Here is a 25259-nt window from a genome sequence, read left to right as displayed (position 1 = left end):
GAGGCGTGCCCCGCGCCGCCGCGGTGCCGGGCGGTCCGAGCGCCCGGTGGTGGCCCGTCGCGATCGGGCCTGGTCACGAGGTCAAGCATGCGGGCGGCCCGGACGTGCGGCAACGCAATTAGCCGGTACGGCGGTGAGATTCCCACCGGCATCGTATTGACCTGTCTTGATCGGCGGGACGACACTTTGCGCACTCGTTCGCGGAACCACCTCAGGGAGGTGTGCAGTGGCCACGACGCCCGTGCCGACCGCAGAGCAACCGATCGACGACGACGCCCGACGACTCGCCGAACTCGGCTACAAGCAGGAGTTGCGCCGCAAGTGGAGTGGCTTCTCCAACTTCGCCATCTCGTTCTCCATCATCTCGATCCTGGCCGGCTGCTTCACCACCTTCGGCCAGGCGTGGAACAACGGCGGGCCGGTCGCCATCTCCTGGGGCTGGCCGCTGATCTCACTGTTCATCCTGATCATCGGGTTCTGCATGGCCGAGTTGGTGTCGGCCTACCCGACGGCTGGCGGGATCTACTGGTGGGCGGCGACCATGGGCCGCCCGGTGCACGGCTGGTTCACCGGCTGGTTGAACCTCATCGGCCTGGTCGCGGTCACCGCCTCGGTCGACTACGGCTGCGCGACCTTCCTCAACCTCACCCTGTCGGCGCTCTTCGACGGCTGGGCCGGGACGCTGCGGCAGGCGTTCGTCCTCTTCGTGATCATTCTGGCGCTGCACGGCCTCATCAACATCTTCGGGCACCGGATCATCGACGTACTCCAGAACGTCTCGGTCTGGTGGCACGTGGCCGGCGCGGCGGCCGTGGTGGCCATCCTGGTGTTCGTTCCGGACGATCACCAGAGCTTCCAGTTCGTGTTCACCGAGCGGTTCAACAACTCGGGCTTCGGCGACGGGGACACCGGCGGGCTGACGTTCTGGTTCTACGTGCTGCCGTTGGGCTTCCTGCTGACCCAGTACACGATCACCGGCTTCGACGCCTGCGCGCACGTCTCCGAGGAGACCCGGGGCGCCTCGCAGGCCGCCGCGCGCGGGCTCTGGCAGTCGATCTTCTATTCGGCGGTCGGCGGCTGGATCCTGCTGCTGGCGTTCCTGTTCGCGGCCACCGACGTCGAGGCGGTCAACGCCGCCGGCGGCTTCTCCGGCGCCATCTTCGAATCCGCCCTGACCCCGGTCTTCTTCAAGATCGTCATCATCATCTCGACGATCGGACAGTTCTTCTGCGGCATGAGCTGCGTGACCTCGATGAGCCGCATGGCGTACGCGTTCAGTCGGGACCGGGCGGTACCCGGATGGCGGCTCTGGTCGACTGTCGACCGCAACGGCACCCCGGTCAACGCCATCATCGGCGCCACGGTGGCTGGTCTGGTGCTGACCCTGCCGGCGCTCTACGAGAGCTCGACCGGCATCCCGATCGCGTTCTACGCGGTGGTCTCCGTCGCGGTGCTCGGGCTCTACCTGTCGTTCCTCATCCCGATCGCGCTGCGGCTGCGCCTCGGCGACCGGTTCGTACCCGGCCCGTGGACGCTGGGACGGAAGTACAAGCTGCTCGGCTGGATCGCGGTCATCGAGATCGCGGTCATCGCCGTGTACTTCGTACTGCCGATCGTGCCGGCCGGCGTGCCCGGCGACGACGACTTCACCTGGTCGGCGGTGAACTACGCGCCACTCGCCGTGGGCGGGGTGCTGCTGGTGGTCGCCGTCTGGTGGTACGCCTCGGCCCGCAAGTGGTTCGCCGGCCCGGTCCGTACCGTCGAGGAACCCGCACCGGCGGTCGACCCGGCACCGGTCGACGGCCCGGCCTGACACCCGCCCGGCGGGACGGTCACCACGACCGTCCCGCCGGGTTTGCCGCCCTCGGCCCCGGGGGCATTGACGGTGATCCGGTTTGCCAGTAGACCTTGGTGATGGAGGCCCGCGAATGACGAAAGCTCCGCTCACGCTGGAACAACTGCGGGTCGCCGTCGCCGAGGGCGAGATCGACACGGTGGTGCTGGCCCTCGTCGACATGCAGGGCCGGTTGCAGGGCAAGCGGTTCCACGCGCCGTTCTTCCTCGACCAGGTGGTGGCCAACGGCAGCGAGGGCTGCAACTACCTGCTCGCCGTGGACGTCGACATGAACACCGTCGACGGGTACGCGATGTCGAGTTGGGAGCGCGGTTACGGCGACTTCGCGATGGTGCCGGACTTCGCCACCCTGCGTCGGGTGCCCTGGCAGCCCGGCTCCGCCCTGCTGCTGGCCGACCTGACCTGGCTGGACGGCTCCGGTGACGTGGTCGCCTCGCCCCGGCAGATCCTGCGCCGGCAACTGGACCGGCTGGCCGAGCACGGGCTGACCGCGTACGCCGGCACCGAGTTGGAGTTCGTGCTGTTCCGCGACTCGTACGAGGACGCCTGGCGGCGCGGCTACCGCGACCTCACCCCGGCCAACCAGTACAACGTGGACTACTCGCTGCTCGGCACCGCCCGGGTGGAGCCGCTGCTGCGCCGGATCCGCACCGAGATGGCCGGCGCCGGGCTGACGCCGGAGAGCGCCAAGGGCGAGTGCAACCTCGGCCAGCACGAGATCGCCTTCCGGTACGACGAGGCGGTCGCCTGCGCCGACCACCACGTGATCTACAAGAACGGCGCGAAGGAGATCGCCGCCCAGGAGGGCATGTCGATCACCTTCATGGCCAAGCCGAACGAGCGGGAGGGCAACTCCTGCCACATCCACTTCTCGCTGCGCGACCGCACGGGCTCCTCGGCGATGCTCGGTGACGGGCCGGCGCACCTGTCGCCGACCGGGCAGCGGGTGCTCGCCGGGCTGCTCGCCACCATGCGGGAGTTCAGTCTGCTGTTCGCCCCGAACATCAACTCCTACAAGCGCTACCAGCCGGGCTCGTTCGCCCCGACCGCCCTGCGCTGGGGCGTCGACAACCGGACCTGCGCCCTGCGGGTGGTGGGGCACGGGCAGGGGATGCGGGTGGAGAACCGGGTGCCCGGCGCCGACGTCAACCCGTACCTGGCGATCGCCGGGCTGGTCGCCGGCGCGCTGCACGGCATCGAGCGGGAGTTGGAGCTGGGCGAGGAGTGCACCGGCAACGCGTACGACGATCCGCAGGCCGAGCGGGTCCCCAGCACCCTGCGCGACGCACTGGCCCTCTGGGAGGCGTCCAGTGTGGCGCGGGAAGCGTTCGGTGACGAGGTGGTCGCCCACTACGCCAACCAGGCGAGGGTGGAGCTGGCGGCCTTCGACGCCGCGGTGACGGACTGGGAGCTGACCCGTGGCTTCGAACGCCTCTGAGGGCCCGCGCCGGGTTGCCCGTGTCGATCATGGACTTGTGGTGGCCGAAGCACGGTGGATTGCGGCTTTCGCGAGGCACCACAACTCCATGATCGACGAGGAGGGGCGGTGGGGGCGTGACGGTGGTTGTTGATCCGGCTTCCGGGGTCGGGTTTCAGGAGGTTAGGGGGGCTTCCCTTGCTGAGGTCGACTCGGCGATCTCGCGGGCGGCTCGGGCGTTCGAGGCGTGGCGGGGCGTCGGGGCGGGGGATCGGGGGCGGTTGCTGCGGCGGTTCGCCGCCGTCGTCGACGCGCACGTGGACGAGCTGGCCGCCCTGGAGGTCCGCAACTCCGGGCACACCGTCGGCAACGCCCGCTGGGAGGCCGGCAACGTCCGCGACGTGCTGGACTACTACGCCGGAGCGCCCGAACGGTTGACCGGACGGCAGATCCCCGTGCCCGGCGGCCTGGACGTCACCTTCCACGAGCCGCTCGGCGTGGTCGGGGTGATCGTGCCGTGGAACTTCCCGATGCCGATCGCCGCCTGGGGGTTCGCCCCCGCACTCGCCGCCGGCAACACGGTGGTGCTCAAACCCGCCGAGCTGACCCCGCTCACCGCGTTGCGCCTGGCCGAGCTGGCCCGCGAGGCCGGCCTGCCCGACGACGTGTTCACCGTCATCCCCGGTGAGGGCGCGGTGGTGGGGGAGCGGTTCGTCAGCCACCCGGCGGTCCGCAAGATCTGCTTCACCGGCTCCACCGAGGTCGGCACGCGCATCATGGCCGGCTGCGCCGCCCAGGTGAAGCGACTCACCCTGGAGTTGGGCGGCAAGAGCGCCAACATCGTGTTCGCCGACGCCGACCTGGAACGCGCCGCCGCGACCGCGCCGGGCGCGGTCTTCGACAACGCCGGCCAGGACTGCTGCGCACGGTCGCGGATCCTGGTCCAACGCCAGGTGTACGACAGGTTCCTGGAACTCCTCGAACCGGCGGTACGCGCGGTACGCGTCGAGGACCCGTCCCGCGAAACCGCCGAGATGGGTCCGCTGATCTCCGCGGCCCAACGGGACCGGGTAGGGAGCTACGTGGCCGGGTCGACTGTCGCCTTCACCGGCTCCCGCCCGGACGGCCCCGGCTTCTGGCACGCGCCGACGGTGCTGCTGGCCGACTCGCCGGCCGACCGGCACTGGCGGGAGGAGATCTTCGGCCCGGTGGTGTCGGTGCTGCCGTTCGACGACGAGGCCGACGCGGTCCGGCTCGCCAACGACACCGAGTACGGCCTCTCCGGCTCGATCTGGACCCGGGACGTGGGACGCGCGCTGCGGATGGCCCGCGCCGTCGAGGCGGGCAACCTCAGCGTCAACTCGCACTCCTCGGTGCGCTACTGGACCCCGTTCGGTGGGATGAAGCGCTCCGGGCTCGGCCGTGAGCTGGGCCCGGACGCGCTGCACTCCTTCACGGACGTCAAGAACGTGTTCATCGCGACTGAGGAGTGAGGCCAGTGCAGGGTCGGTTGCAGGACCGGGTGGCAGTGGTCACCGGAGCGGGCAGCGGCATCGGGTTGGCCACCGTGCGGCGGTTCGCCGCCGAGGGGGCGCGGGTGGTCTGCGTGGACATCGACGCGGAGGCCGGCGAGAAGGCCGCGCAGGAGTGCGGCGGTGAGTTCGTGGCCACCGACGTGGCCGACGAGTCGGCGGTCCGCGACCTGTTCGACGGGGTGGCCGACCGGCACGGCCGGGTGGACATCGCGTTCAACAACGCCGGCATCTCACCGCCGGACGACGACTCCATCCTGGACACCGGCCTGGACGCCTGGGAGCGGGTGCTCCGGGTCAACACCACGAGCGTCTACCTCTGCTGCAAGTACGCCATCCCGCACATGCGCCGCCAGGGCAAGGGCTCGATCATCAACACGGCCTCGTTCGTGGCGCTGATGGGCGCGGCGACGTCGCAGATCGCGTACACGGCGAGCAAGGGCGGGGTGCTGGCGATGACCCGGGAGCTGGGTGTGCAGTTTGCCCGCGAGGGCATCCGGGTCAACGCGCTCTGCCCCGGCCCGGTGGCCACCCCGTTGCTGCTGGAGTTGTTCGCCGCCGACCCGGAGCGGGCTGCCCGCCGACTGGTGCACGTGCCGATGGGTCGCTTCGGGCAGCCGGAGGAGATCGCCGCCGCGGTGGCGTTCCTGGCCAGCGACGACGCCTCGTTCATGACCGCCGCGCAGTTCGTGGTCGACGGCGGGATCACCGGCGCGTACGTCACACCGCTGTGACACGGCCGTTGATCGGGATCAGCGCGTACGTCGAGCCCGCCGACTGGGCTGTGTGGCGCGGGGTGCGGGCGGTGCTGGTGCCCGAGGCGTACGTGCGGGCAGTGACCGCTGCCGGTGGCCGGGCGGTGGTGCTGCCACCGGACGACTTCGACGGCGACGTGCTGGCGGTCCTCGACGGGCTCCTGTTGGCCGGGGGCGCCGACGTCGGTCCGGGGCGGTACGGCCAGCAGCCCCACCCGCGGACCGAGGACCGGCCGGACCGGGACGCCGGTGAGCTGACCCTGTTGACGGCCGCGCTCGCCGTCGACCTGCCCGTGCTGGGTGTCTGTCGGGGGATGCAGCTGCTCGCCGTGGCGTACGGGGGGACCCTGCACCAGCACCTCCCCGACGTCCTCGGGTCGGAGGCGCACCGTCCGGCTCCGGGGGTCTACGGCACCCATCCGGTGCGGTTCGCGCCGGGGAGCCTGGCGGCGAGGACGCTGGCCGGGGTGGACCGGGTCAACTCGTACCACCATCAGGCGGTCGCCACCCCGGGGCGGCTCGCGGTCAGCGGCTGGGCGGCGGACGGCGTGATCGAGGCGGTTGAGGACCCGGAGCGTTCGTTCGTGCTCGGGGTGCAGTGGCATCCGGAGAACGAGCCGGACCCGCGCCCGATCACAGCGCTGGTCCGGGCGGCCGGCGAACGAGCGTCCGGCCCGCTGGCGCGGGGCCGCCACGAGGGCATGGACGCGGCGGGGTCGACGACTGTGTGACGCAGGTCGCCCCCGGCGGGGCGTGGCTGCGATGGGAGGATCACCGCATGGGCAAGGTCTATCCGGAGATCGACGGTCGTCTGGGGGAGTTCATCGCGGCCCAGCCGGTCTTCTTCGTGGCCACCGCGCCGTCCGGGCCCGAGGGGCACGTCAACGTCTCGCCGAAGGGCATGACCGGCACCTTCGTGATCCTCGGCCCGCACCGGGTGGCCTACCTGGATTACCACGGCAGCGGCGCGGAGACCATCGCCCACCTGCGCGACAACGGCCGCATCACGCTGATGTTCTGCGCGTTCGACGGTCCGCCGAAGATCGTGCGTCTGCACGGCAGGGGCAGCAGTGTCGCCGTGACCGAGGCGGGCTACGCCGACCGGCTCGCCGAGTTTCCCGCGCCGCCGGACGTGCACGCCGTGCGGGCTGTGATCACCGTCGACGTCGAGCGGGTCAGTGACTCCTGCGGTTATGCGGTGCCGCTGATGGACTTCCGCGCGGAGCGTGACCTGTTGCTTACCTCACACTCCCGCCGTACGGCCGATGATCTGGTGACGTACCGGGCCACCAAGAACGCCGCGAGCATCGACGGACTGCCGGTCTTCTGACAGGTCAGGGGCGCTTCCGGCGACCACCCGGGCCGGCGTCCACCCCCGCGCTGTCGGGTCGGCGGCGGGTGCGGCACTCCTAACCAGCGTCCAAGCGTCGTCATGCGTTACGTTGCTGGTCCGCCGGGGTACAAGTCGGAGCACGGCGCGTGAAGATCAACGGCTGCGGGGTACGGCCGAAGCGGGGAGGCAGCATGAGCTCGGCCCAGGGGGGCGCGGATGCGGGGCATTCCTTCGCGGACGTCCACCACATCCCCCCGCTGCTCGCCGCCGCGTATGCGGGTGGCGGTGAGCTGGGCGAGCGGCTCCGCGCCTTCGACTGGTCCACCCATCCCCTGGGCGGCCCGTCCGGGTGGCCGGGGGCGCTCTCCAACGCGATCGGCATGATGCTCTCCTCCAGCGCGCAGATCGTCATGTTCTGGGGTGACGAGCAGCTCGCCTTCTACAACGACGCCTACCGGCCGACCATCGGCAGCAAGCACCCGCACGTGCTCGGCCAACCGGCCCGACACCACTGGGCCGAGACGTGGGACGTCCTCGGCCCGCTGCTCGACGGGGTCCGGAGCACCGGGCTCTCCTACCGCGGCGAGGACCACCCCTTCCTGCTGGACCGCTCCGGTTTCGTCGAGCAGACCTACTTCGACGTCTCGTACGACCCGATCCGGGGTGTCGACGGCTCGGTCAGCGGCGTCTACTGCATCGTCAACGAGACCACCGGGCGGGTGGTCGGCGAACGCCGGCTGCGGGCGTTGTCGGAGCTGGGCACCGAGCTGGCCGACGTGATCAGCGCGGGCGAGCTGGGCCGGACCGCCACCGACGTGCTCGCCCGGCACTCCGCCGACGTGCCGTTCGCGCTGATCTACCTGGCCGACTCCACCGGCCAGTTCACCCTGACCGCCACCAGCTGCGTCGACCCGGCCGCGGTGAGTGTCCCGCCCGACACGATCGCCGAGCTGGTCGCCGAGGGCTCGCCCGCCACCGTCGAGGTGAGCCGTCTGCTCGCCCAGCCGCCGGCCGGCGCCGCCGACGTGGCGCTCGTGCTGCCCGTCAAGGCCGCCAACGAGACGGTCGGCGCGCTGGTCGCCGGCGTCGACCGCCGGCTGCCGCTCGGCGACGAGTACCGCGACTTCCTCGACCTGGTGGCCGCGCAGATCTCCCGCGCGGTGGGCACCCAGCGGGCGTACGAGCAGGAGCGCGCCCGGGCCGCCGAGCTGGCCGCGCTGGACCGGGCGAAGACCAACTTCTTCGCCAACGTCAGCCACGAGTTCCGTACGCCGTTGACCCTGGTGCTCGGCCCGCTGGAGGACATGCTGGCCGACCCGGAGCTGCCGGCCGCCTACACCGACCGGCTCGTCGTGATGCACCGCAACGCGTTGCGCCTGCTCAAGCTGGTCAACACCGTGCTCGACTTCTCCCGACTGGAATCCGGGCGGCTGGCCGCCCGCTACCAGCCCACCGACCTGGCCGGCTACACCGCCCGGCTGGCCAGCACCTTCCGCTCGGCCACCGAGCGCGCCGGGCTGCGACTTGTGGTGGACTGCCCGCCGCTGCCGGCGCCGGTCTTCATCGACCGGGACATGTGGGAGAAGATCGTCCTCAACCTGGTGTCGAACGCGGTGAAGTTCACCTTCGACGGCGAGATCCGGGTGCGGGTCCGCGCCGAGGACGGCGTCGCCCGCCTGGAGGTCACCGACACCGGCGCGGGCATCGTGCCGAGCGAGCTGCCGCACGTCTTCGAGCGTTTCCACCGGGTGCCCGGGGTGCGCGCCCGCACGCACGAGGGCACCGGGATCGGGCTCGCGCTGGTCCGGGAACTGGTCGAGATGCATGGCGGCGGCGTCGGTGTGACCAGCGAGATCGACGAGGGCAGCACCTTCACGGTGACCGTCCCGTTCGGATCGGCGCACCTGCCCGCCGACCGGGTCGCCCCGTTCGCGCCCCTGCCCACGGGTGAGCCCGAGCAGGCCCGGCTGTACGTGGCGGAGACGGCCCTGTGGGCCGACGAGGACAGCACCGAGCCGGCCAGCCGCCAGCCGACCGACGCGGCCCCGGCTGGCCGGATCCTCGTCGTCGACGACAACGTCGACCTGCGCGAGCACGTGACGCGGTTGCTCTCCCCGACCTGGGAGGTCGTCACCGCGAGCGACGGTCTGGCAGGCCTGACGCTGGCTCGTGAGGGCGGGTTCGATCTCGTGCTCACCGACGTGATGATGCCCCGGCTGGACGGGTTCGGCCTGGTCGGCGCGCTGCGCACGGACCCCCGCACCCGCGACGTGCCGATCGTGCTGCTCTCCGCCCGCGCCGGGTCCGCCGAAGCCGTCGCCGGCCTCTCCGTGGGCGCCGACGACTACCTGACCAAGCCGTTCTCCGGGCAGGAGCTGATCGCCCGCGTCCGGGCCAACGTCGAACTGGGTCAGCTGCGCGGGCAGATCATCCGTCGGCTCCGGGCGCTGGCCGACGCGGCGGTCGCGGTCAACACCGCCCGCTCCACCGCCGACGTGCTCCAAGTCGCCGCCCGGCACGCGCTCAGCCTCGCCGAGGCCGCCCGGGTCGTGGTCACCGCGTCCGGTGCCCGCTCCGAGGCCGACGGCGGTGGCGTCACCGCCACCGACCCGTCCTTCGTGGCGGCGCTGACCGGCACCACCCGCGAGCAGCTCGGCGAGCTACAGGTCTGGCGGGCCGCCGGCGACGATTCGCAGGCCGACGAGGCCGCGCTCACCCAGCTCGCCCGGCTGGTGGGGGTCCGGCTGGAGAACGCGCAGCTCTACGAAGCCGAACACCGCATCGCCACCACGTTGCAGCACAGCCTGCTGCCGAGGTCGCTGCCCCAGTTGCCGGGCGCGGTCGTCGCGAGCCGGTACCTGCCGGGCAGCGCCGACGTCGAGGTCGGCGGCGACTGGTACGACGCGCTCGCGATCGAGGGCGACGACCTGGTGCTGGTCATCGGCGACGTGGTCGGCAAGGGCGTCCAGGCCGCCGCCGCGATGGGGCAGCTGCGCAACGCGCTGCGGGCGTACCTGCTGGAGGGTTTCGACCCGGGTCAGTCGCTGAGCCGCCTCAACCGACTTGTCGGGTCCACCGAGGGGCGTTCGTTCGCGACAGTGGTCTGCCTGCAGTTCAGCCCCCGCACCGGCCGGCTGCGCTACGCCAGCGCCGGCCACCCGTCCCCCCTGCTGATCCGAGGAGACGACGTGGCGTTCCTGCACGACCGCGCGCTCGGCCCGCCGGTCGGCGCCATCCCCGACACGACGTACCGGACCGTCGAGGGGGAGTTGACCGCGGGTAGCCGCCTGCTGCTCTACACCGACGGGCTGGTCGAGGACCGTCAGCTCGGTATCGACGCCGCGTTGGCACAGCTGCGCGCCGACGCGGCCACCCCCGGCGAGCACGTGGCGGATCTGATCGACACGGTGGTCGAGCGGGTCACCGGACGGCCGCGCCGCGACGACGTGGCGGTGCTCGCCCTGGAGGCGGCGGAGCTGAACCGGTTCGCGTTGCGGCTGCCGGCGGACCCGACCCGGCTGAGCGTCCTGCGCAAGCGCCTGGAGGACTTCCTCGTCGCGCACAACGTCGGCGAGACGGACCTGTTCGACCTGACCGTGGCGGTCTCGGAGGCCGCCGCGAACGCCATCGAGCACCCCGTCCAGCCGGCCGAGGCGGTGATCAGCGTCGAGGTGGCCATCGAGGACCGGACGGTGATCGCCACCGTGCGCGACACCGGGCAGTGGCGGGAGTCGACCGACTCCGGATTCCGGGGGCGCGGCCTGTCACTGATCAAGGCGCTGGGTGACCTGATGGTGCGGCGTACCGACGAGGGCACCGAGGTGACGCTGCGCCGGCAGTTGCAGAGTTGACCGCGCACCCGGCGGCCGGGGTGTCAGCGGCCTCAGACCGGGTCGAGCCAGCTCTGGTCGCCCAGGCCGGAGATCTCCAGCACCCGGCGGACCTGCCGGGACGGCAGCACGGTGAGCGTGCCGGTGAACTGCTGGGCGAGCCGGACCACTGCGTGGATGGCCGCCGAGTCGAAGAAGGTCACGGCCCGCAGATCGAGGGTGATCCGGCGGGCGGGCTCGCGCAGGGCGGTCTGGAGCATCGTGTCGGCGGTCGCCATGTCGACCTCGCCGGTCACCACCACGCGGAGGTGCTCTCCGTCGATCTCCGCGCTGGCGGAGAAGACGGGTGGTGCTCCCCCTTGATCCACGCAGACACCATGGCACAGCCGACCTGGCAGGGCAACAACCGGGAGTGACCGGCCGTGGCACGGGTCACCAGCTCCTCCGGCGATAGGCTTGCGCCATGACCGTCCGTCCGCCGCTGACCCCAGGCACGCTCTCCCCGATGCGACAGGTGCCCGCCCACATTCCCCGCCCGGAGTACGTGGGTAAGAAGAGCCCGCAGCAGTGGCGCGGCTCGCACGTGCAGACACCGGAGACCATCGAGAAGATGCGGATCGCCAGCCGGCTCGCCGCCCAGGCGACCCGGCTCGCCGGTGAGCACTGCAAGCCCGGCGTGACCACCGACGAGATCGACCGTCTGGTGCACGAGTTCCTCTGCGACCACGATGCGTACCCGTCGACGCTCGGCTACCGGGGCTACCCCAAGTCCTGCTGCACCAGCGTCAACGAGGTCATCTGCCACGGCATCCCGGACTCGACCGTCCTGACCGACGGCGACATCATCAACGTCGACGTGACCGCGTACATCGGTGGGGTGCACGGTGACACCGACGCGACCTTCTGCGTCGGCGAGGTCAGCGAGGAGGCCCGGCTGCTCGTCGAACGCACCCACGAGGCCATGATGCGCGGCATCCGCGCGGTCAAGCCGGGTCGGCAGATCAACGTGATCGGCCGCGTCATCGAGTCGTACGCCAAGCGGTTCGGCTACGGCGTGGTCCGCGACTTCACCGGCCACGGGATCGGCGAGACCTTCCACAGCGGGCTCTACGTGCCGCACTACGACAGCCCCCGCCCCACGGACATCATGGAGCCGGGGATGACCTTCACCATCGAGCCGATGATCACCCTCGGCACCTACCAGTACGACATGTGGGACGACGGGTGGACGGTGGTCACCAAGGACCGCAGGTGGACCGCCCAGTTCGAGCACACCATCGTCGTCACCGACGACGGCCACGAGATCCTGACCCTCCCGTGAGCGCGAGGAACGCAGCGAAGCGAAGTCCCGCAGTCGCGAACGAAGGGCAGCCGCTGTGACCGACACCCCCGCGGCCCTGCGCGAGGCACACCACGCGGACGTCTCCGGCGGCTGGCTGCGCCCGGCCGTCTTCGGCGCGATGGACGGGCTGGTCACCAACATCGCCCTCATCGCCGGCGTCGGCGGCGGTGGCGTGTCACCCCGCAGCATCGTGCTGACCGGGTCCGCCGGCCTGGTGGCCGGTGCGATCTCGATGGGGCTCGGCGAGTACACGAGCGTGCGCTCGGCCAACGAACAGGTCGCCGCCGAGGTGGCCAAGGAGCGGCGCGAGCTGGAGCGGCACCCCGAAGCGGAGGCCCGCGAGCTGGCCGACGCCTGGGTGGCCCGCGGCCTGCCCCGCGACCTCGCCACCCAGGTCGCCGAGGCGGTACGGCGGGACCCGGAGGAGGCGCTGCGGGTGCACGTCCGCGAGGAGTTGGGCGTCGACCCGGACGACCAGCCGAGCCCGTGGGCGGCGGCGATCTCCTCGTTCCTGTTCTTCTCGGTGGGGGCGCTGATCCCGCTGCTGCCGTACCTGCTGGGCGCCACCGACCTCTGGCTGGCGCTCGCCGTCGGCGGGATCGGCCTGTTCGCCGCCGGGGCCGTGGTGGCCAAGTTCACCAACCGACCCTGGTGGACGAGCGGCCTGCGCCAGCTCGTGCTGGGGGCCGCCGCGGCGGGCGCCACCTACCTGGTCGGCTCGCTGATCGGAGTGCAGGGCGGGCTGTGACGCCGGTCAACCGGTGAGCAGCTCGTCGATGGTGCCGTCGACCGGGCGGCCACGCGCCGCCAACTCCTCGGCCTGCCGCGTCAGCACCGCGCCGACCTCCGTCATGTCCGCGCCGGCCAGCCCCGTGCGCCGCACCGCGTCACCCGGATCGCGGAAGTAGGTGCGGCCCAGCAGGCCGGTCACCGTCGCCGCGGCCAACCGCGCCTCACCGAGCATCAGCAACGCCTGGTCGGTCTCGTACCACTCGGCCAACCGGGCGGCCCGCGAGTGCGCGGCGCTGCCCCGGTACCAGGCCTGCCGCGCCGCGGTGCTGAACTCCGCCGGCCGGGCCCGGGCGAGCCGGCCGAGATGCTCGTCCCGCAACGTCCGCAGCCAGCTCGTCGGGTCGTACAGGGACCGGGTGGTGACGTACCGGTCGGCCGTCAGCGGCCACAACGGGGACAGCACCCGGGCCTGCCCGAGATAGTCGTCGGCGGCGGCCACGGTCAGATCGACAAGCACACCGTCCACCCGCCGGGTCGCCGGCGGCGGCCCGGCGCCCGGCCGGTAGGTGACCACCAGCATCCCCACCTCGCCGTCACCGCCACCGTCGTCGTCGCCGTGCGCCAGGGGACCGTGGACTCCGATCGCGAGCACGTCGGCCGGAAACCGCCGCCGGATCACCTCGGCGACCCGCTCCGCCACCGTCCACCGTCGATCGTCGAGGCCCCGGTCGACACCCGACCGCTCGTTCGTCGCGCTCACGGGTGGGCCTTTGTTCGCGGCTGCGGGGCTCGCAGGACCGGCTCACTCCTCGCGCTCACGGGTGGGCCTTTGTTCGCGGCTGCGGGGCTCGCAGGACCGGCTCACTCCTCGCGCTCACGGGTCAACCTCCGCCTGAAGCGACTGGCGTCAGCCTAGCCAGCCGGCGGGGGGTCGGCCGGTACGCCGCGCCCGGTCGGCACCAGCCGGAAGATGCGGATCTCCCGGCCGCCGGCCCGCTCGACGTACGTGCGGTACGCCGGCCACTCGGTGACCAGCAGCTGCCACAGCCGGTCCCGTTCGTCCCCGGTGGCCAACTCGGCCCGCACCGGGAGCCGGCGACCCTTCACGTCCACCTCGGCGGCCGGGTCGGCGAGCAGGTTCATCGCCCAACCGGGCTGGTGGGTCTGCCCCCAGTTGGAGCCGATCACCACGTACGCGTCGCCGTCGGTCACGTAGAGCAGCGGATTGCTGCGCGGCTTGCCCGAGCGGCGACCGGTCGTGGTGATCACAAGGGACGGGAGTACGCCGAGCGCGACCACCCGGCCCCGGGTGAGCCGGCCGACGATGCGATCGGCGGGGACCAGCAGGCGGGCGGCCGCCCCGAACCAGCGGTGGTGGCCGAGTCGACGGGTGAGGGTTGCGAGCGCTGACACGGGGCCCAGTCTGCCGCCTGCCCTGCCCCGACGACACCACCGGACGGTCCGGTTCCGGTCCCACGGCCCCGGGGTGCCCGGGTTCAGTCCAGGCGACGTTCGATCGGCAGCCCCGACCGGGTGAACAGGCCCGCGCCGAGCATCGCCACCACCGGCACCAGGACCAGCACGCCCAGCGCCGGCCACGGCACCAGGTACGGGTACGGCTCCCGGACCGGCCAGGCCGTGGCGTACTCCCGGTTGGCCGAGAACAGCACGATCGCCGCGGTGCCGAGCCCGGCCACGATGCCGAGCACCGAGCCGAGACCGGCGATCACTCCGGCCTGACAGATCGCCAGCAGTCGGCGTACCGCAGGTGCGGCGCCGACCGCGGCGAGGGTGGACAGCTCGGCGCGGCCCTCCGCGGCGGCGAGCGCCGTGGCGATCCCGGCGGCGCCCACCGTGATCAGTCCGGCCGCCGCGGCGAGCAGCAGCAGCAGCGGAGAGTCGTCGCGCGGAGCGGCGCCATGCTCCACCTGGAGGGAGTACGTCCCGAAGGCCCGCAGGTCGTCGGCGAATCGATCCTGGCGGCGCTGGCTCGGCGGCGCCGGGGTGTCGACCACCCAGCCCGCCTCGACAGTGCTCAAACCGAGTTGCCGGGCGGCGGACGCGGACAGCAGGAGACGGGGCAGGCCGACCGTCCGCGGCAACACGTAGCCGGGCACGTCCTGCCGGGCGGTCGCCTCGTCCCGCCCGATCCGCACCTCGTTCACCTGCACCGTCACCCGGCCGTCGTGCAGGTAGCGCGGGTCGGTCACCACCACGCCTCCGGCGCGCAGCACCGCGGTGGCGGCGGAGGTCGCCGCCGCGTCGGCGCCGGTGAGCAGCGGCAGCGCGCTGCCGTCGTCCACCAGTGTCTCGACGCCGTTGCCGAAGTAGTCCGCGGCACGGTCCTGGCAGCGCGGGTCGGCCCGCGCCTGGCGACGCTGCGTCGCCGACAGGCCGTCACCTGGGGGAAAGGGGCAGATGCGCTCCGGCGGGATTTCCGGCCCGACCGAGCAGTAGTCCGCCGGGTCGTCGGTCGAGGAGCAGAGCGGCACGCGTACGGGTGCGATGGCGGTGGCGCCCAGCTGCGCCCGTGCGACGGCGTCGACCTGGGCCAACGTCGGCTCGGGCTGCCGGCGCGGCTCCTCGGGGTTGATGCGCACGTGACCGGTGGGCAGCATCGGCCGGTAGGCACGGGCGTCCCGGACGCCGTCGCTGGTCAGGTATCCGCCGAGCGCGACGCTGCTGGCCACCGCGGCCATCACGGCGCAGATGGCCGGCGCCGCGGCGGCCCGGTTGCGGCTGGCGTCGCGCAGCGCGATGCGGGGCGCCAGCGGCAGCAGCCGGCCGAGCCGGGCGAGGACGCCGATCAAGGTGGGCGTGCAACAGACCAGGCCCAGCTCGCCGAGGATCAGGCCGGTCAGGATCACCGCCGGTGACGTCCGGCTGGCCCCGAACGCCGCGAGCGCCGCCCCACCGACCACAAGCGTCAACCCGAGGGCCAGGGCGCGGGCCCGGGGCGGCGGAGGGGTACGTCGCCCGGCGAGCCCGGCGATGACGTCCTGCCGGGCCGCCGTCCAGGCCGGCGCGAGCGCGGCCAGCACCCCGGCCAGCACCGCGACCCCGCCGAGCACGACCAGGGCCGAAGGCCAGCAGCGGTACCCGCCGAAGCGGGCGCTGAAGACGTACTGCTCCATGAGCGGACGGCCGGCGAACGCGGCGCCGACACCGAGCAGCAACCCCGTCGCGGCGCCCAGCACGCCCAGCACCACGCCGTCGGCGAGCACGACCCGACGCAGTTGGGCCGCGTCCCCACCGGCCACCGCGACAAGCGCCAGGTCGCGGCGCCGACGGCGGACCCCCACGGCGAACGCCGGCCCGACCAGCAGTACGACCTCCAGCAGCCCCAGGCCGGCGATGAGCACGCCGGTGCTCAGGTCGGTGGTGTCGGCGTAGCCGATCCAGCTGCGGGACGACATCGCCGAGGCCGGAAGGTGGCGGGGTACGACCACCACCCCGTGGTCGTTGAGCCGCGACACCATCGCCGTGTCGACGCCGCCGGGCACGTCGACCAACCAGCGGGTGTCCGACTGCGGATCGGCCCGCCCGACGGCCGTCGGGTGCAGCGCCACCACCGGGCCGAGGTCGTCGGGAAACTCGACCACCCCGACCACCGTGTACGTCCTCGTCCTGTCGGCGGTGGCCACGGCGTCGCCCAGGCGTACGTCCAGGCGGCGCAGCGCCGTCGGGCTCACCGCGATCTCGCCGGGCTGCTGCGGCGCCCGCCCCGACCGGAACCGCACCAGGCTCCGGGCCAGCGGGTCGGTGAGGTCGAGCACCCGCCCGTCCAGGGTCTCGTCACCTCTCGGGCCCCGCACCTGCACCGGCCCTCCGGCGCGGACCTCGGTGACCCGGCTGCCGGAGCCGAGCAACGCGGTCACCTCGGCGGCGGTGGCCGGACGGCCGACCGCCGACTGGGTGCCGTCCCGGGGATACCAGCTGTCGCCCCACTCGTCCTGGATGAGCGGCGTCTCGGCGACCCACCGCAGCTCCGCGTCGGCGACGCCGAGGCGCCGGTCGAGACGCTCCTGCGGGGTCAGTTCGGACATGTCGTAGCTCGTGGCGAAGAAGGCCAGCACGAGCACCGGCAGGGCGATCATCGCGAGCACCAGGGCGGTACGCCGACGCGCCCGGCGCGACTCCCGTCGGGCGATCCGCAGCGCGGCCCGCCACGAGCCGGTCAGTTCGGCGAACCTCCGCCGCCCGACGGACGCGGGCGGTGTCACCGGACCCACCGCGGGCGGATCGACGCGGCGGCGTGCCAGCGGCGACCGGCGCAGGGTCAACGGTCGCTGCCGGACAGCAGTTGCTCGACGCTGCCCAGCGGGGCCGTCGTGTCGACCAGAACGCCGTCGCGCAGGAACACCACGCGGTCGGCCCAGCCGGCGTGGCGCGCTTCGTGGGTGACGAGGATGCCGGCGGCGCCCGCGTCGACCCGGCGGCGCAGCAGGTGCAGCACCGCCTCGCCGGTCTGCGAGTCCAGGGCACCGGTGGGTTCGTCGGCGAGCACCAGCCGCCGCTCGCCGACCAGCGCGCGGGCGATCGCCACCCGCTGCTGCTGACCACCGGAGAGCTGGTCCGGGAAGCGGTCACCCAGCGCCGGCAGGCCCACCTCGGTCAACGCGGCCAGAGCCGCCGCGCGGGCCCGCCGGCCGCCGACGCCGTCGAGCTCCAGCGGGAGCGCGACGTTCTCCAGGGCGCTCAGGCTGCCCAGCAGGTTGAGCTGCTGGAAGATGTAACCGATGCGACGGCGGCGCAGTTGGGCCAGCCCGCGGCGATCCAGCGCCCCGAGCGGCTGGCCCTCGACCCGGACGTCGCCGCGGGTCGGTCGGTCCAGCCCACCGGCGAGAGCCAGCAGCGTCGACTTGCCCGAACCGGACGGACCCATCACGGCGACCAGCTCGCCCGGCCGGACGACCAGGCTCACACCACGCAGCGCGTGGACCGCCGCCGGGCCGGAGCCGTGGGTGCGGTGGACGGCGCGCAGCTCCAGCACTGCGTCGTCCGTTCCGCTCACCGTCGCGCCTCCTCGTCGACCCACCGCGCGCCGTCCGACGCCCCGGGGTCGGGCGGCCGGGGCGGGTGCGTCGTCGGCCCGTTGGGCTGATGCCGGACCAGGCTGCTCTCGCAGTGGTCCAGCCACCGCACCTCAGCCTCTGCCTGGAACACCATCGAGTCCAGCACCAGCCGCCACGGCATGTCCTCCGGGCGGTCGCTGCCGTACTTCAACCGGGTCAACTCCTGCAACGTGCGCATCGTCGCGCTGCGCTGGGCCTGCACCACCGAGCGGACGTCCACTCCGGGGGTGGTGAGCGCCAGGGCCAGTTTGATCGCCAGCTCGTCGCGGGGGCGGTCGGTACGGCTGATCGGGGTGGCGAACCACAGCGCGAGGTCCGCCCGGCCGGCGTCGGTGATCTCGTACGGGCGCTGCCCGGCCTCGCTCTCCGGCAGCGGGCGCACCAGACCGTCCCGTTCCAGCCGGGACAGCGTGGTGTAGACCTGCCCGATGTTCAGCGGCCAGGTCGAGCCGGTCGACTCCTCGAACGCGGCGCGCAGCTGGTAGCCGTACATCTGGCCGCGTTCGAGAAGGGCGAGCAGCCCGTGACGGATGGACATGGCAACGGAGTATGCATACCTGGTATGCGCTCCGCAACCGGAGCGCACCGGCTCAGCTCGGGCGGCCGGGAAATGCGACAGTCAGCGGGGTCACCCCTGCGGTCTTTCGCCACCGCGTGGCCCGTACGGCGTACTCGACGAGGGCGGCCAGTGCCTGGTCGCGGTCCGGGCCGGTGGTGGACGCCAACGCGGCCCGCCAGTGCGCCGCGGTGCGCTCCTCCACCTCGACGGCGAGCCGCAACGCGCTCGCCCGGTCGGTGACGGGAAACGGCAGGGCGTACCCGGCCCGGCCCGGCGGAACGGTGCCGCCGGTGGTGCTGAGCTGCACCACCAGGGCGTCGCGCCGGCGTCGGTGCGCGGCCTCCGCCTGGTGTGCGAGGTCGCGTGCCGCCCCGGTGAGGCGGACGCCGATCCGCCCGTAGGCGTAGATCGCCGCGTACTCGGCGGAGAGGGCGGCGGCGAGGGCCTCCCCGGCGGTGGGCTGCCTCACTTCAGTGCCTCCTGGTGGGTGGCCCGGGCGGCGGCGATCGACCCGAGCAGCGCCGCCCGCTCGGCGGGCGCCGCCGCGCAGGCCGCGGTGGCCGACTGTTGTGCGGTCTTCTCCCGCGCGCGCAGGGCGGCCAGCGCGTCGGCCGGCTCGGTCGCCGCGGTGGCGCTCGGGTCGGCGGCGGGCGCGGACCCGAGAGTGACGCCGATGACCCGGGCGAGCTCGGTGGCGTGCGCGGTGTGTGTCTCGGCGATGGGGCCGAGGCGGTCGGCCAGGTCCGGGTGGGCGGCGGCGCCCGCCCGGTACGCGGCGGCCAGGCCCAGCGCCTCGTCGACCATCGGGCGCAGCGGGTCCGGCGGTGGCGCCGGCTCGTCGTCGCGGTCGAAAAGATCACAGCCGGTCAGCGGCGCCGCTGCGCAGCCGAGCGCCAGCAGTGCCCCGGTGCGCAGGAGCTTTCGCCGGTTATGTCCGGATACTTGGTCGCGCGGTGTCGTTCTGCCGATCCCCACCGGGCAAGTGAACACCATCCGCGCCGGTCCGGGGGCCATCGCCGTCGGTGCGCCGCCCGGTCCGCCGCCGGGCAGGCGCGTTACGCTCTGCGCAGCCACCGGCGCGTCCGCTCCGGTGGCGTGCCGGCATGGCGGGACGAGGGTCCCGGTCGACCAGGGAAAGGGTGCGCAGATGACGCAGCGTGGCCGTGCCACCAGGTCGACGGGTCGACCCCGCGACGGCGCGGGCTCCCGCGGACCACGCGACGGCGCCACTCCGCGCGCCGCCGCCCCGCGCGGCGGCGGTGATCTCGCGGCACGACGCACCCGGTTGCGGACCGTGATCGAGCCGGTGGTCAACGGCGTGGGCTACGACCTGGAGGACCTGTCGGTCTCCCGGGCCGGCCGCCGGCACGTGGTGCGGGTGATCGTGGACGCCGACGGCGGCATCGACCTGGACGCGGTCGCGGACGTCTCCCGTGCGGTCTCGGCCGCGCTGGACGCCGCCGAGGAGACCGACGGCGACATTCTCGCCGGGGAATACCAGCTCGAGGTCAGCTCGCCGGGTGTGGACCGGCCGCTCACCCTGCCCCGGCACTGGCGGCGCAACGTGGGCCGGCTGGTCAAGGTCACCGTCCGGGGCGCGGCAGCGCTGCCCGGCCAGCGGGGCGAGCAGCCCTCCGGGGATCGCCAGCTGACCGGCCGGGTGGTCGGGGCCGACGACGAGACAGTGCAGTTGGAGACCGACGCCGGCCGCGACTCCTGGGCGTACGCCCAGTTGGGTCCGGGCCGGGTGCAGGTCGAGTTCACCCGCCTCGCCGAGCTGGGCGAGCCGGACGACACCGACGAGTTCGACGACGCGGACGACGCGGACGAGAACGACGATTCAGACGACATCGACGACGAAGATGATGTGGAGGACGAGGAGAGGTGAACATCGACCTCGCGGCGCTGCGCGCACTCGAGCGCGAGCGGGAGATCCCGTTCGACACGATTCTCGCGGCGATCGAGACCGCGTTGCTGACCGCCTACCGGCACACCGACGGCGCCGAGCCGCACGCCCGGGTGGAGATCGACCGCAAGTCCGGCGCCGCCCTGGTGTACGCCCAGGAGATGGACGCCGACGGTTCCCTGGTGCGCGAGTGGGACGACACGCCGCACGACTTCGGGCGGATCGCCGCGATGACCGCCAAGCAGGTGATCCTCCAGCGTCTGCGGGAGGCCACCGACGAGGTGCACTTCGGCGAGTACGTGGGCCGCGAGGGTGACCTGATCACCGGCGTGGTGCAGGCGCACGAGACCCGTACCGAGAAGGGCATCGTCAGCGTCGACCTGGGCAAGCTGGAGGGCGTGCTGCCGCAGTCCGAGCAGGTGCCCGGCGAGCGGTACGCCCACGGCGAGCGGGTCCGGTGCGTGGTGGTGCACGTGGCCAAGGGCATGCGCGGCCCGCAGATCACCCTGTCCCGGTCGCACCCGGCGCTGGTCAAGAAGCTGTTCGCGCTGGAGGTGCCGGAGATCGCCGACGGCACTGTCGAGATCGGCGCGATCGCCCGTGAGGCAGGTCACCGTACGAAGATCGCCGTCCGCTCCACCACCCCCGGGGTGAACGCCAAGGGCGCCTGCATCGGTCCGATGGGCCAGCGGGTGCGCGCGGTGATGAGCGAGCTGCACGGTGAAAAGATCGACATCATCGACTGGTCGGACGACCCGGCCACCTTCGTCGGCAACGCGTTGTCGCCGGCCAAGGCGCTGCGCGTCGAGGTGGTCGACCTGGCCGGCCGGGCCGCCCGGGTGACCGTCCCGGATTTCCAGCTCTCGCTCGCCATCGGCCGCGAGGGGCAGAATGCCCGACTCGCTGCCCGGTTGACCGGTTGGCGGATCGACATCCGGTCCGACGCGGAGCAGACCGCGCCCGCCGCGCGCGGGGCGGCGGAGCACGTGCCGGAGCCGGGCGGCGCGATCTCGGGCAGCTAGGGGTAGACTTCCTCCAGTGGTACGACGCGCGCAGCCGGAGCGCACCTGTGTGGGCTGCCGGAAACGTGCGCCGGCCAGCGAATTGCTGCGGGTCGTCGCGATCGGGGACGAGGCTGGTCACAGCCTCCGGCCTGATCCGCGCCGCAGGCTGCCGGGTCGGGGAGCGAACATGCACCCGGATCCGGCCTGCTTCGCGCTGGCGGTGCGGCGCCGCGCCTTCGGGCGAGCGCTGCGCATCACCGAGGTCCTCGACCACGGTGTGCTGGCAGAGCACGTCGATGCGCCAACCACTACGTCCGGTCAGCCCGACCGGGCGAGGGTCGCTAGCAGGGTAGGACGACCGACATGAGCACACGATGAAGTCCCTGAAATGACCAGGCTTCAAGTGCACGAGTGAGGTCGCTGCGGGTGCTGCCCGCACGACCTCGGAGTGAGGAGTGCAGTGGCAGGCAAGGCCCGCGTACACGAGCTTGCAAAAGAGCTCGGGGTCGAGAGTAAGACCGTTCTCGCCAAGCTGAAGGAAATGGGCGAGTTCGTCAAGTCCGCGTCCAGCACGGTCGAGGCGCCCGTCGCCCGACGGCTGCGTAACGCTTTCGTCGCGTCTTCCGGTGCTCCGGCGCCGGCAGCCCCGTCGGCGCCCGCGCCGACGCCGGCTTCGACGCCGACCCCGACGCCGTCTCCGACCCCGGGTGCCCCCCGGGTCTCGGCGAAGCCGATGCCGCCTCGGCGGCCGGCCGCGCCGGCACCCGGTCCGAAGCCCAAGGGTCCGGTGCCCGGTGCGCCGCAGTCGGCGGCCCCGGTCGCCAAGCCGGCGAGTGCCCACGACATCGAGGTGGCGGCCGCCGAGGCGCGTGCCGCCGCGCTGAAGGCTGAGCAGGAGGCCGCGGTCAAGGCCGCGCAGGCCGCCCGCCAGCAGCAGCGGGAGAACCCCGTTCGCCGGGAGCCTCCGGCGGAGGGCAACCGTCCGGGTCCGCGGCCGGGTCCGGCAGCGATGCCGCCCCGTCCCGGTTCGCCGGCCGCTCGGCCGAGCACGCCGGCGCCGGGTCCCGGTGCCCGACCGGGCGGTCGTCCGCCGGCGCGCGGCGCCGGTAACAACCCGTTCGGCATCCAGGGTGGCCAGCAGCAGCGGCCGCCGGCCGCGGGTGCGGGTGGCCCCCGGCCCAACAGCCCGGCGGGTATGCCGCCGCGGCCGAGCCCGAACTCCATGCCGCCGCGGCCCAGCCCGGCGTCCATGCCGAGTCAGCGCCCGGCTGCCGGTCGTCCCGGCCCGGGTGGCGCCGGTCGTCCCGGTGGCGGCGCAGGTCGCCCCGGTGGCGGTGGCGGCGGGTTCCGTGGTGGTCCCGGCGGCGGCGCCGGTGGTGGCGGCGGTTACCGCGGCGGCCCCGGTGGCGGCGCGGGTGCCGGCGGTGGCGGTGGCTACCGTGGCGGTCCCGGCGGCGGTGGCGGTGCTCCCGGCGGTGGTTTCCGTCCGGGCGCACCCTCGGGCGGCGGCGGTCGTCCGGGTGCCGGTGGTCGTGGCCGTGGCGGCGGCGCCGCGGGTGCCTTCGGGCGTCCGGGTGGCCGGCCGACGCGTGGCCGCAAGTCCAAGAAGCAGCGCAGACAGGAGTTCGACAACCTGTCGGCTCCGACCATGAGCTCGGGTGCTCCCCGGGGTCAGGGTCAGGTCGTCCGGCTCTCCCGTGGCGCCTCGCTGTCGGACTTCGCCGACAAGATCAACGCCAACCCGGGTTCGCTGGTCCAGGAGATGTTCAACCTGGGCGAGATGGTCACCGCGACCCAGTCCTGCTCTGACGAGACCCTGCAGCTGCTGGGTGTGCACCTCGGCTTCGAGGTGCAGATCGTCAGCCCGGAGGACGAGGACCGCGAGCTGCTCGCGCAGTTCAACATCGACCTCGACGCGGAGGTGGCCGAGGAGCGTCTGGTCAGTCGTGCGCCGGTCGTGACCGTCATGGGTCACGTCGACCACGGTAAGACCAAGCTGCTCGACGCGATCCGTAAGGCGAACGTGGTGGCCGGCGAGGCCGGTGGCATCACCCAGCACATCGGTGCCTACCAGGTCCACGTCCCGCACGAGGGCGAGGACCGCGCGGTGACCTTCATCGACACCCCGGGTCACGAGGCGTTCACCGCCATGCGTGCCCGTGGTGCCCAGGTGACGGACGTCGTGATCCTGGTGGTCGCGGCCGACGACGGCGTGATGCCGCAGACCATCGAGGCGTTGAACCACGCCAAGGCGGCCGACGTGCCGATCGTGGTCGCGGTCAACAAGGTCGACAAGCCGGAGGCCAACCCGGACAAGGTCCGCCAGCAGCTGACCGAGTACGGCCTGGTCGCTGAGGAGTACGGCGGCGACACCATGTTCGTCAACGTGGCCGCGAAGCCGGGCATCGGCATCGAGGAACTGCTCGAGGCTGTCCTGCTGACCGCCGACGCGTCGCTGGAGCTGACCGCTCCGATCGACGGGCCGGCGCAGGGTGTGGCCATCGAGGCGCACCTGGACAAGGGTCGCGGTGCGGTGGCGACGGTGCTCGTGCAGAAGGGCACCCTGCGGGCGGGCGACTCGATCGTCGCCGGTGGGGCGCACGGCCGGGTCCGGGCCATGCTCGACGAGAACGGCAACCAGCTCACCGAGGCCGGTCCGGCGCGTCCGGTCATGGTGCTGGGTCTGACCGCGCCTCCCGGCGCGGGCGACACGTTCCTCGCCGCGGCGGACGACCGTACGGTGCGGCAGATCGCCGAGCAGCGGCAGGCGCGGCGGCGGGCGGCGTCCTTCGCCAACTCCCGTGGTCGGGCCACTCTTGAGACGCTCATGGAGCAGCTCAAGGAGGGCGAGAAGACGTCGCTCAACCTCATCCTCAAGGGCGATGTCTCCGGTTCGGTGGAGGCTCTGGAGGACGCGCTGTTCAACCTCGACATTCCCGAGGAGGTCCAGCTCAAGGTCCTCGACCGGGGTGTCGGCGCGATCACCGAGAGCAACGTCATGCTCGCGAGTGCCTCGTCGGAGCCGGTCACGATCATCGGCTTCAACGTGCGGGCCTCGAACAAGGTCCGCGAGATGGCCGACCGCGAGGGCGTGGAGATCCGGTACTACACGATCATCTACCAGGCCATCGAGGAGATCGAGGCAGCGCTCAAGGGCCTGCTCAAGCCGGAGTACGAGGAGGTCGAGCTGGGCACCGCGGAGATCCGCGACGTCTTCCGCTCGTCCAAGATCGGCAACATCTCCGGTTGTATCGTCCGGTCGGGCATCATCCGGCGCAACGCGAAGGCACGCCTGCTGCGGGACGGGGCGGTCGTGGCGGACAACCTCACGATCACCTCGCTCAAGCGGTTCAAGGACGACGCCACGGAGGTCCGCGAGGGCTTCGAGTGTGGTCTGACCCTGGGTGGTTACAACAACGTCCAGGTCGGCGACGTCATCGAGACCTTCGAGATGCGGGAGAAGGCTCGCGCCTGATCCGGCAGTGACACGCTGATCAAGGGGTTTACGCCAACCGGCGTAAACCCCTTGATCATGCGGGGCGGGTTGCCGGTATCGTCCTGGGCGATGTTCACCGGAAACGCGGTCTTCGACCTGCTGCTGCCGGGCGACTCCCGGTCGCTCAAAGCCAAGAGATCATATGTACGGCCGATCGTGGCGGCGCTGCGCCGCTTCGAGGTCTCGGCCGCCGAGGTGGGTGCGCTCGACCTGCACGGTCGAGCGGAGATAGCGGTGGCGGTGGTCGCCGCCGAAGCGGCGCACGTCCGCGAGGTGCTCGACTCGTGCGAGCGCCTGGTGGCCGCGCGCCCCGAGGTCGAGTTGTTGTCGGTCCGGCGCCGGCTGTACGGGGTGGACGACGACTGACCCGGGGTGCCGGCGGTGCCGGGCGACCGGCGCCGCCGCGAAGGTAGTGTTCGACAT

The 25259-nt window shown here is 72.6% G+C and carries 22 protein-coding genes; 14 read left to right on the top strand and 8 right to left on the bottom strand.

What is annotated here, in order from left to right; translation table 11 throughout:
* The first annotated feature begins 226 nt into the window (after positions 1–226).
* The 7 genes from AB0B97_RS28490 (at position 227) to AB0B97_RS28460 (ending at position 10743) form a co-directional block, all read left to right on the top strand.
* Positions 227–1813, top strand: a complete 1587-nt coding sequence (locus AB0B97_RS28490) for an amino acid permease (RefSeq protein WP_357497974.1) — start codon at positions 227–229, stop codon at positions 1811–1813.
* 115 nt (positions 1814–1928) lie between these two features.
* Positions 1929–3293 (top strand): glutamine synthetase family protein, encoded by a 1365-nt coding sequence (locus AB0B97_RS28485; RefSeq protein WP_357497972.1) that lies wholly within the window; start codon positions 1929–1931, stop codon positions 3291–3293.
* A 122-nt stretch (positions 3294–3415) separates the two neighbouring features.
* Complete coding sequence (locus AB0B97_RS28480) at positions 3416–4765, top strand: aldehyde dehydrogenase family protein (protein ID WP_357498087.1); 1350 nt, start codon at positions 3416–3418, stop codon at positions 4763–4765.
* Positions 4766–4770: 5 nt separating this feature from the next.
* A complete protein-coding gene (locus tag AB0B97_RS28475; RefSeq protein WP_234584268.1) occupies positions 4771–5538 on the top strand; it encodes a 3-oxoacyl-ACP reductase in 768 nt (255 codons plus the stop codon).
* A complete protein-coding gene (locus tag AB0B97_RS28470) occupies positions 5535–6290 on the top strand; it encodes a gamma-glutamyl-gamma-aminobutyrate hydrolase family protein (protein ID WP_357497970.1) in 756 nt (251 codons plus the stop codon). The genes AB0B97_RS28475 and AB0B97_RS28470 overlap by 4 nt, the downstream gene beginning before the upstream one ends.
* A 47-nt stretch (positions 6291–6337) precedes the next feature.
* Entirely contained in the window at positions 6338–6889 is a 552-nt protein-coding gene (locus AB0B97_RS28465) for a pyridoxamine 5'-phosphate oxidase family protein (protein WP_357497968.1), read from the top strand.
* Between the two features lie 194 nt (positions 6890–7083).
* Complete coding sequence (locus AB0B97_RS28460) at positions 7084–10743, top strand: SpoIIE family protein phosphatase (protein ID WP_357497966.1); 3660 nt, start codon at positions 7084–7086, stop codon at positions 10741–10743.
* Positions 10744–10775: 32 nt separating this feature from the next.
* On the opposite strand, the gene AB0B97_RS28455 is transcribed toward AB0B97_RS28460, so the two are convergent.
* Positions 10776–11090, bottom strand: coding sequence for an STAS domain-containing protein (locus tag AB0B97_RS28455; protein WP_357497964.1), 315 nt, complete (start codon positions 11088–11090; stop codon positions 10776–10778).
* 95 nt (positions 11091–11185) lie between these two features.
* Here AB0B97_RS28455 and map point away from each other — a divergent pair, with 95 nt between their 5' ends.
* Together map and AB0B97_RS28445 are read left to right on the top strand one after the other, a co-directional pair.
* The gene (gene map / locus AB0B97_RS28450) at positions 11186–12043 is read left to right on the top strand and encodes a type I methionyl aminopeptidase (RefSeq protein WP_357497960.1); all 858 of its coding nucleotides are present in this window, start codon (positions 11186–11188) and stop codon (positions 12041–12043) included.
* 55 nt (positions 12044–12098) lie between these two features.
* Positions 12099–12812: a VIT1/CCC1 transporter family protein gene (locus AB0B97_RS28445; protein ID WP_234584274.1), complete on the top strand. Its 714-nt coding sequence runs from the start codon at positions 12099–12101 to the stop codon at positions 12810–12812.
* A 6-nt stretch (positions 12813–12818) separates the two neighbouring features.
* Here AB0B97_RS28445 and AB0B97_RS28440 read toward each other — a convergent pair whose 3' ends face one another.
* The 7 genes from AB0B97_RS28440 to AB0B97_RS28410 all read right to left on the bottom strand — a co-directional run bounded on the left by AB0B97_RS28440 (position 12819) and on the right by AB0B97_RS28410 (position 19423).
* On the bottom strand, positions 12819–13556 hold the full coding sequence (locus AB0B97_RS28440) for a nucleotidyltransferase domain-containing protein (RefSeq protein ID WP_357497957.1): 738 nt from the start codon (positions 13554–13556) through the stop codon (positions 12819–12821).
* Between the two features lie 152 nt (positions 13557–13708).
* The gene (locus tag AB0B97_RS28435) at positions 13709–14209 is read right to left on the bottom strand and encodes a nitroreductase/quinone reductase family protein (protein ID WP_234584276.1); all 501 of its coding nucleotides are present in this window, start codon (positions 14207–14209) and stop codon (positions 13709–13711) included.
* A gap of 83 nt (positions 14210–14292) precedes the next feature.
* Positions 14293–17019 carry an FtsX-like permease family protein gene (locus tag AB0B97_RS28430; protein WP_357497954.1) on the bottom strand — a complete coding sequence of 909 codons (2727 nt, stop codon included), beginning with the start codon at positions 17017–17019 and terminating at the stop codon, positions 14293–14295.
* Between the two features lie 56 nt (positions 17020–17075).
* A complete protein-coding gene (locus tag AB0B97_RS28425) occupies positions 17076–17810 on the bottom strand; it encodes an ABC transporter ATP-binding protein (protein ID WP_357497952.1) in 735 nt (244 codons plus the stop codon).
* Positions 17807–18409, bottom strand: coding sequence for a PadR family transcriptional regulator (locus AB0B97_RS28420; RefSeq protein WP_357497950.1), 603 nt, complete (start codon positions 18407–18409; stop codon positions 17807–17809). Before AB0B97_RS28420 ends, AB0B97_RS28425 begins: the two co-directional genes overlap by 4 nt.
* A 52-nt stretch (positions 18410–18461) precedes the next feature.
* Positions 18462–18899: a ferritin-like domain-containing protein gene (locus tag AB0B97_RS28415; RefSeq protein ID WP_234584279.1), complete on the bottom strand. Its 438-nt coding sequence runs from the start codon at positions 18897–18899 to the stop codon at positions 18462–18464.
* Positions 18896–19423 (bottom strand): hypothetical protein, encoded by a 528-nt coding sequence (locus AB0B97_RS28410; RefSeq protein ID WP_357498085.1) that lies wholly within the window; start codon positions 19421–19423, stop codon positions 18896–18898. Before AB0B97_RS28410 ends, AB0B97_RS28415 begins: the two co-directional genes overlap by 4 nt.
* A gap of 154 nt (positions 19424–19577) precedes the next feature.
* Here AB0B97_RS28410 and rimP point away from each other — a divergent pair, with 154 nt between their 5' ends.
* From rimP to AB0B97_RS28385, 5 genes are all read left to right on the top strand, one after another.
* Entirely contained in the window at positions 19578–20318 is a 741-nt protein-coding gene (rimP, locus tag AB0B97_RS28405) for a ribosome maturation factor RimP (protein WP_357497948.1), read from the top strand.
* On the top strand, positions 20315–21358 hold the full coding sequence (gene nusA / locus AB0B97_RS28400; RefSeq protein WP_234584281.1) for a transcription termination factor NusA: 1044 nt from the start codon (positions 20315–20317) through the stop codon (positions 21356–21358). The genes rimP and nusA overlap by 4 nt, the downstream gene beginning before the upstream one ends.
* A 16-nt stretch (positions 21359–21374) precedes the next feature.
* Positions 21375–21707 carry a YlxR family protein gene (locus AB0B97_RS28395; protein WP_234584282.1) on the top strand — a complete coding sequence of 111 codons (333 nt, stop codon included), beginning with the start codon at positions 21375–21377 and terminating at the stop codon, positions 21705–21707.
* Positions 21708–21800: 93 nt separating this feature from the next.
* Positions 21801–24815 (top strand): translation initiation factor IF-2, encoded by a 3015-nt coding sequence (gene infB / locus AB0B97_RS28390; protein WP_357497945.1) that lies wholly within the window; start codon positions 21801–21803, stop codon positions 24813–24815.
* Between the two features lie 90 nt (positions 24816–24905).
* Positions 24906–25202, top strand: a complete 297-nt coding sequence (locus AB0B97_RS28385) for a DUF503 domain-containing protein (RefSeq protein ID WP_234588255.1) — start codon at positions 24906–24908, stop codon at positions 25200–25202.
* Positions 25203–25259 lie beyond the last annotated feature (57 nt).

This window comes from Micromonospora sp. NPDC049004 (assembly GCF_040649315.1).
GTDB lineage: Bacteria > Actinomycetota > Actinomycetes > Mycobacteriales > Micromonosporaceae > Micromonospora.
The sequence above is the reverse complement of the archived record's forward strand: the minus strand, read 5'-3'. Positions and strand labels throughout refer to the sequence as shown.

Bases quoted from the DNA above. Each gene is read 5' to 3' on its own strand.
- AB0B97_RS28485 (WP_357497972.1), top strand. From the start codon at position 1,929: ATGACGAAAGCTCCGCTCACGCTGGAACAACTGCGGGTCGCCGTCGCC.
- AB0B97_RS28465 (WP_357497968.1), top strand. From the start codon at position 6,338: ATGGGCAAGGTCTATCCGGAGATCGACGGTCGTCTGGGGGAGTTCATC.
- AB0B97_RS28460 (WP_357497966.1), top strand. From the start codon at position 7,084: ATGAGCTCGGCCCAGGGGGGCGCGGATGCGGGGCATTCCTTCGCGGAC.
- map (WP_357497960.1), top strand. From the start codon at position 11,186: ATGACCGTCCGTCCGCCGCTGACCCCAGGCACGCTCTCCCCGATGCGA.
- AB0B97_RS28420 (WP_357497950.1), bottom strand. From the start codon at position 18,409: ATGTCCATCCGTCACGGGCTGCTCGCCCTTCTCGAACGCGGCCAGATG.
- AB0B97_RS28410 (WP_357498085.1), bottom strand. From the start codon at position 19,423: ATGGTGTTCACTTGCCCGGTGGGGATCGGCAGAACGACACCGCGCGAC.
- rimP (WP_357497948.1), top strand. From the start codon at position 19,578: ATGACGCAGCGTGGCCGTGCCACCAGGTCGACGGGTCGACCCCGCGAC.
- AB0B97_RS28385 (WP_234588255.1), top strand. From the start codon at position 24,906: ATGTTCACCGGAAACGCGGTCTTCGACCTGCTGCTGCCGGGCGACTCC.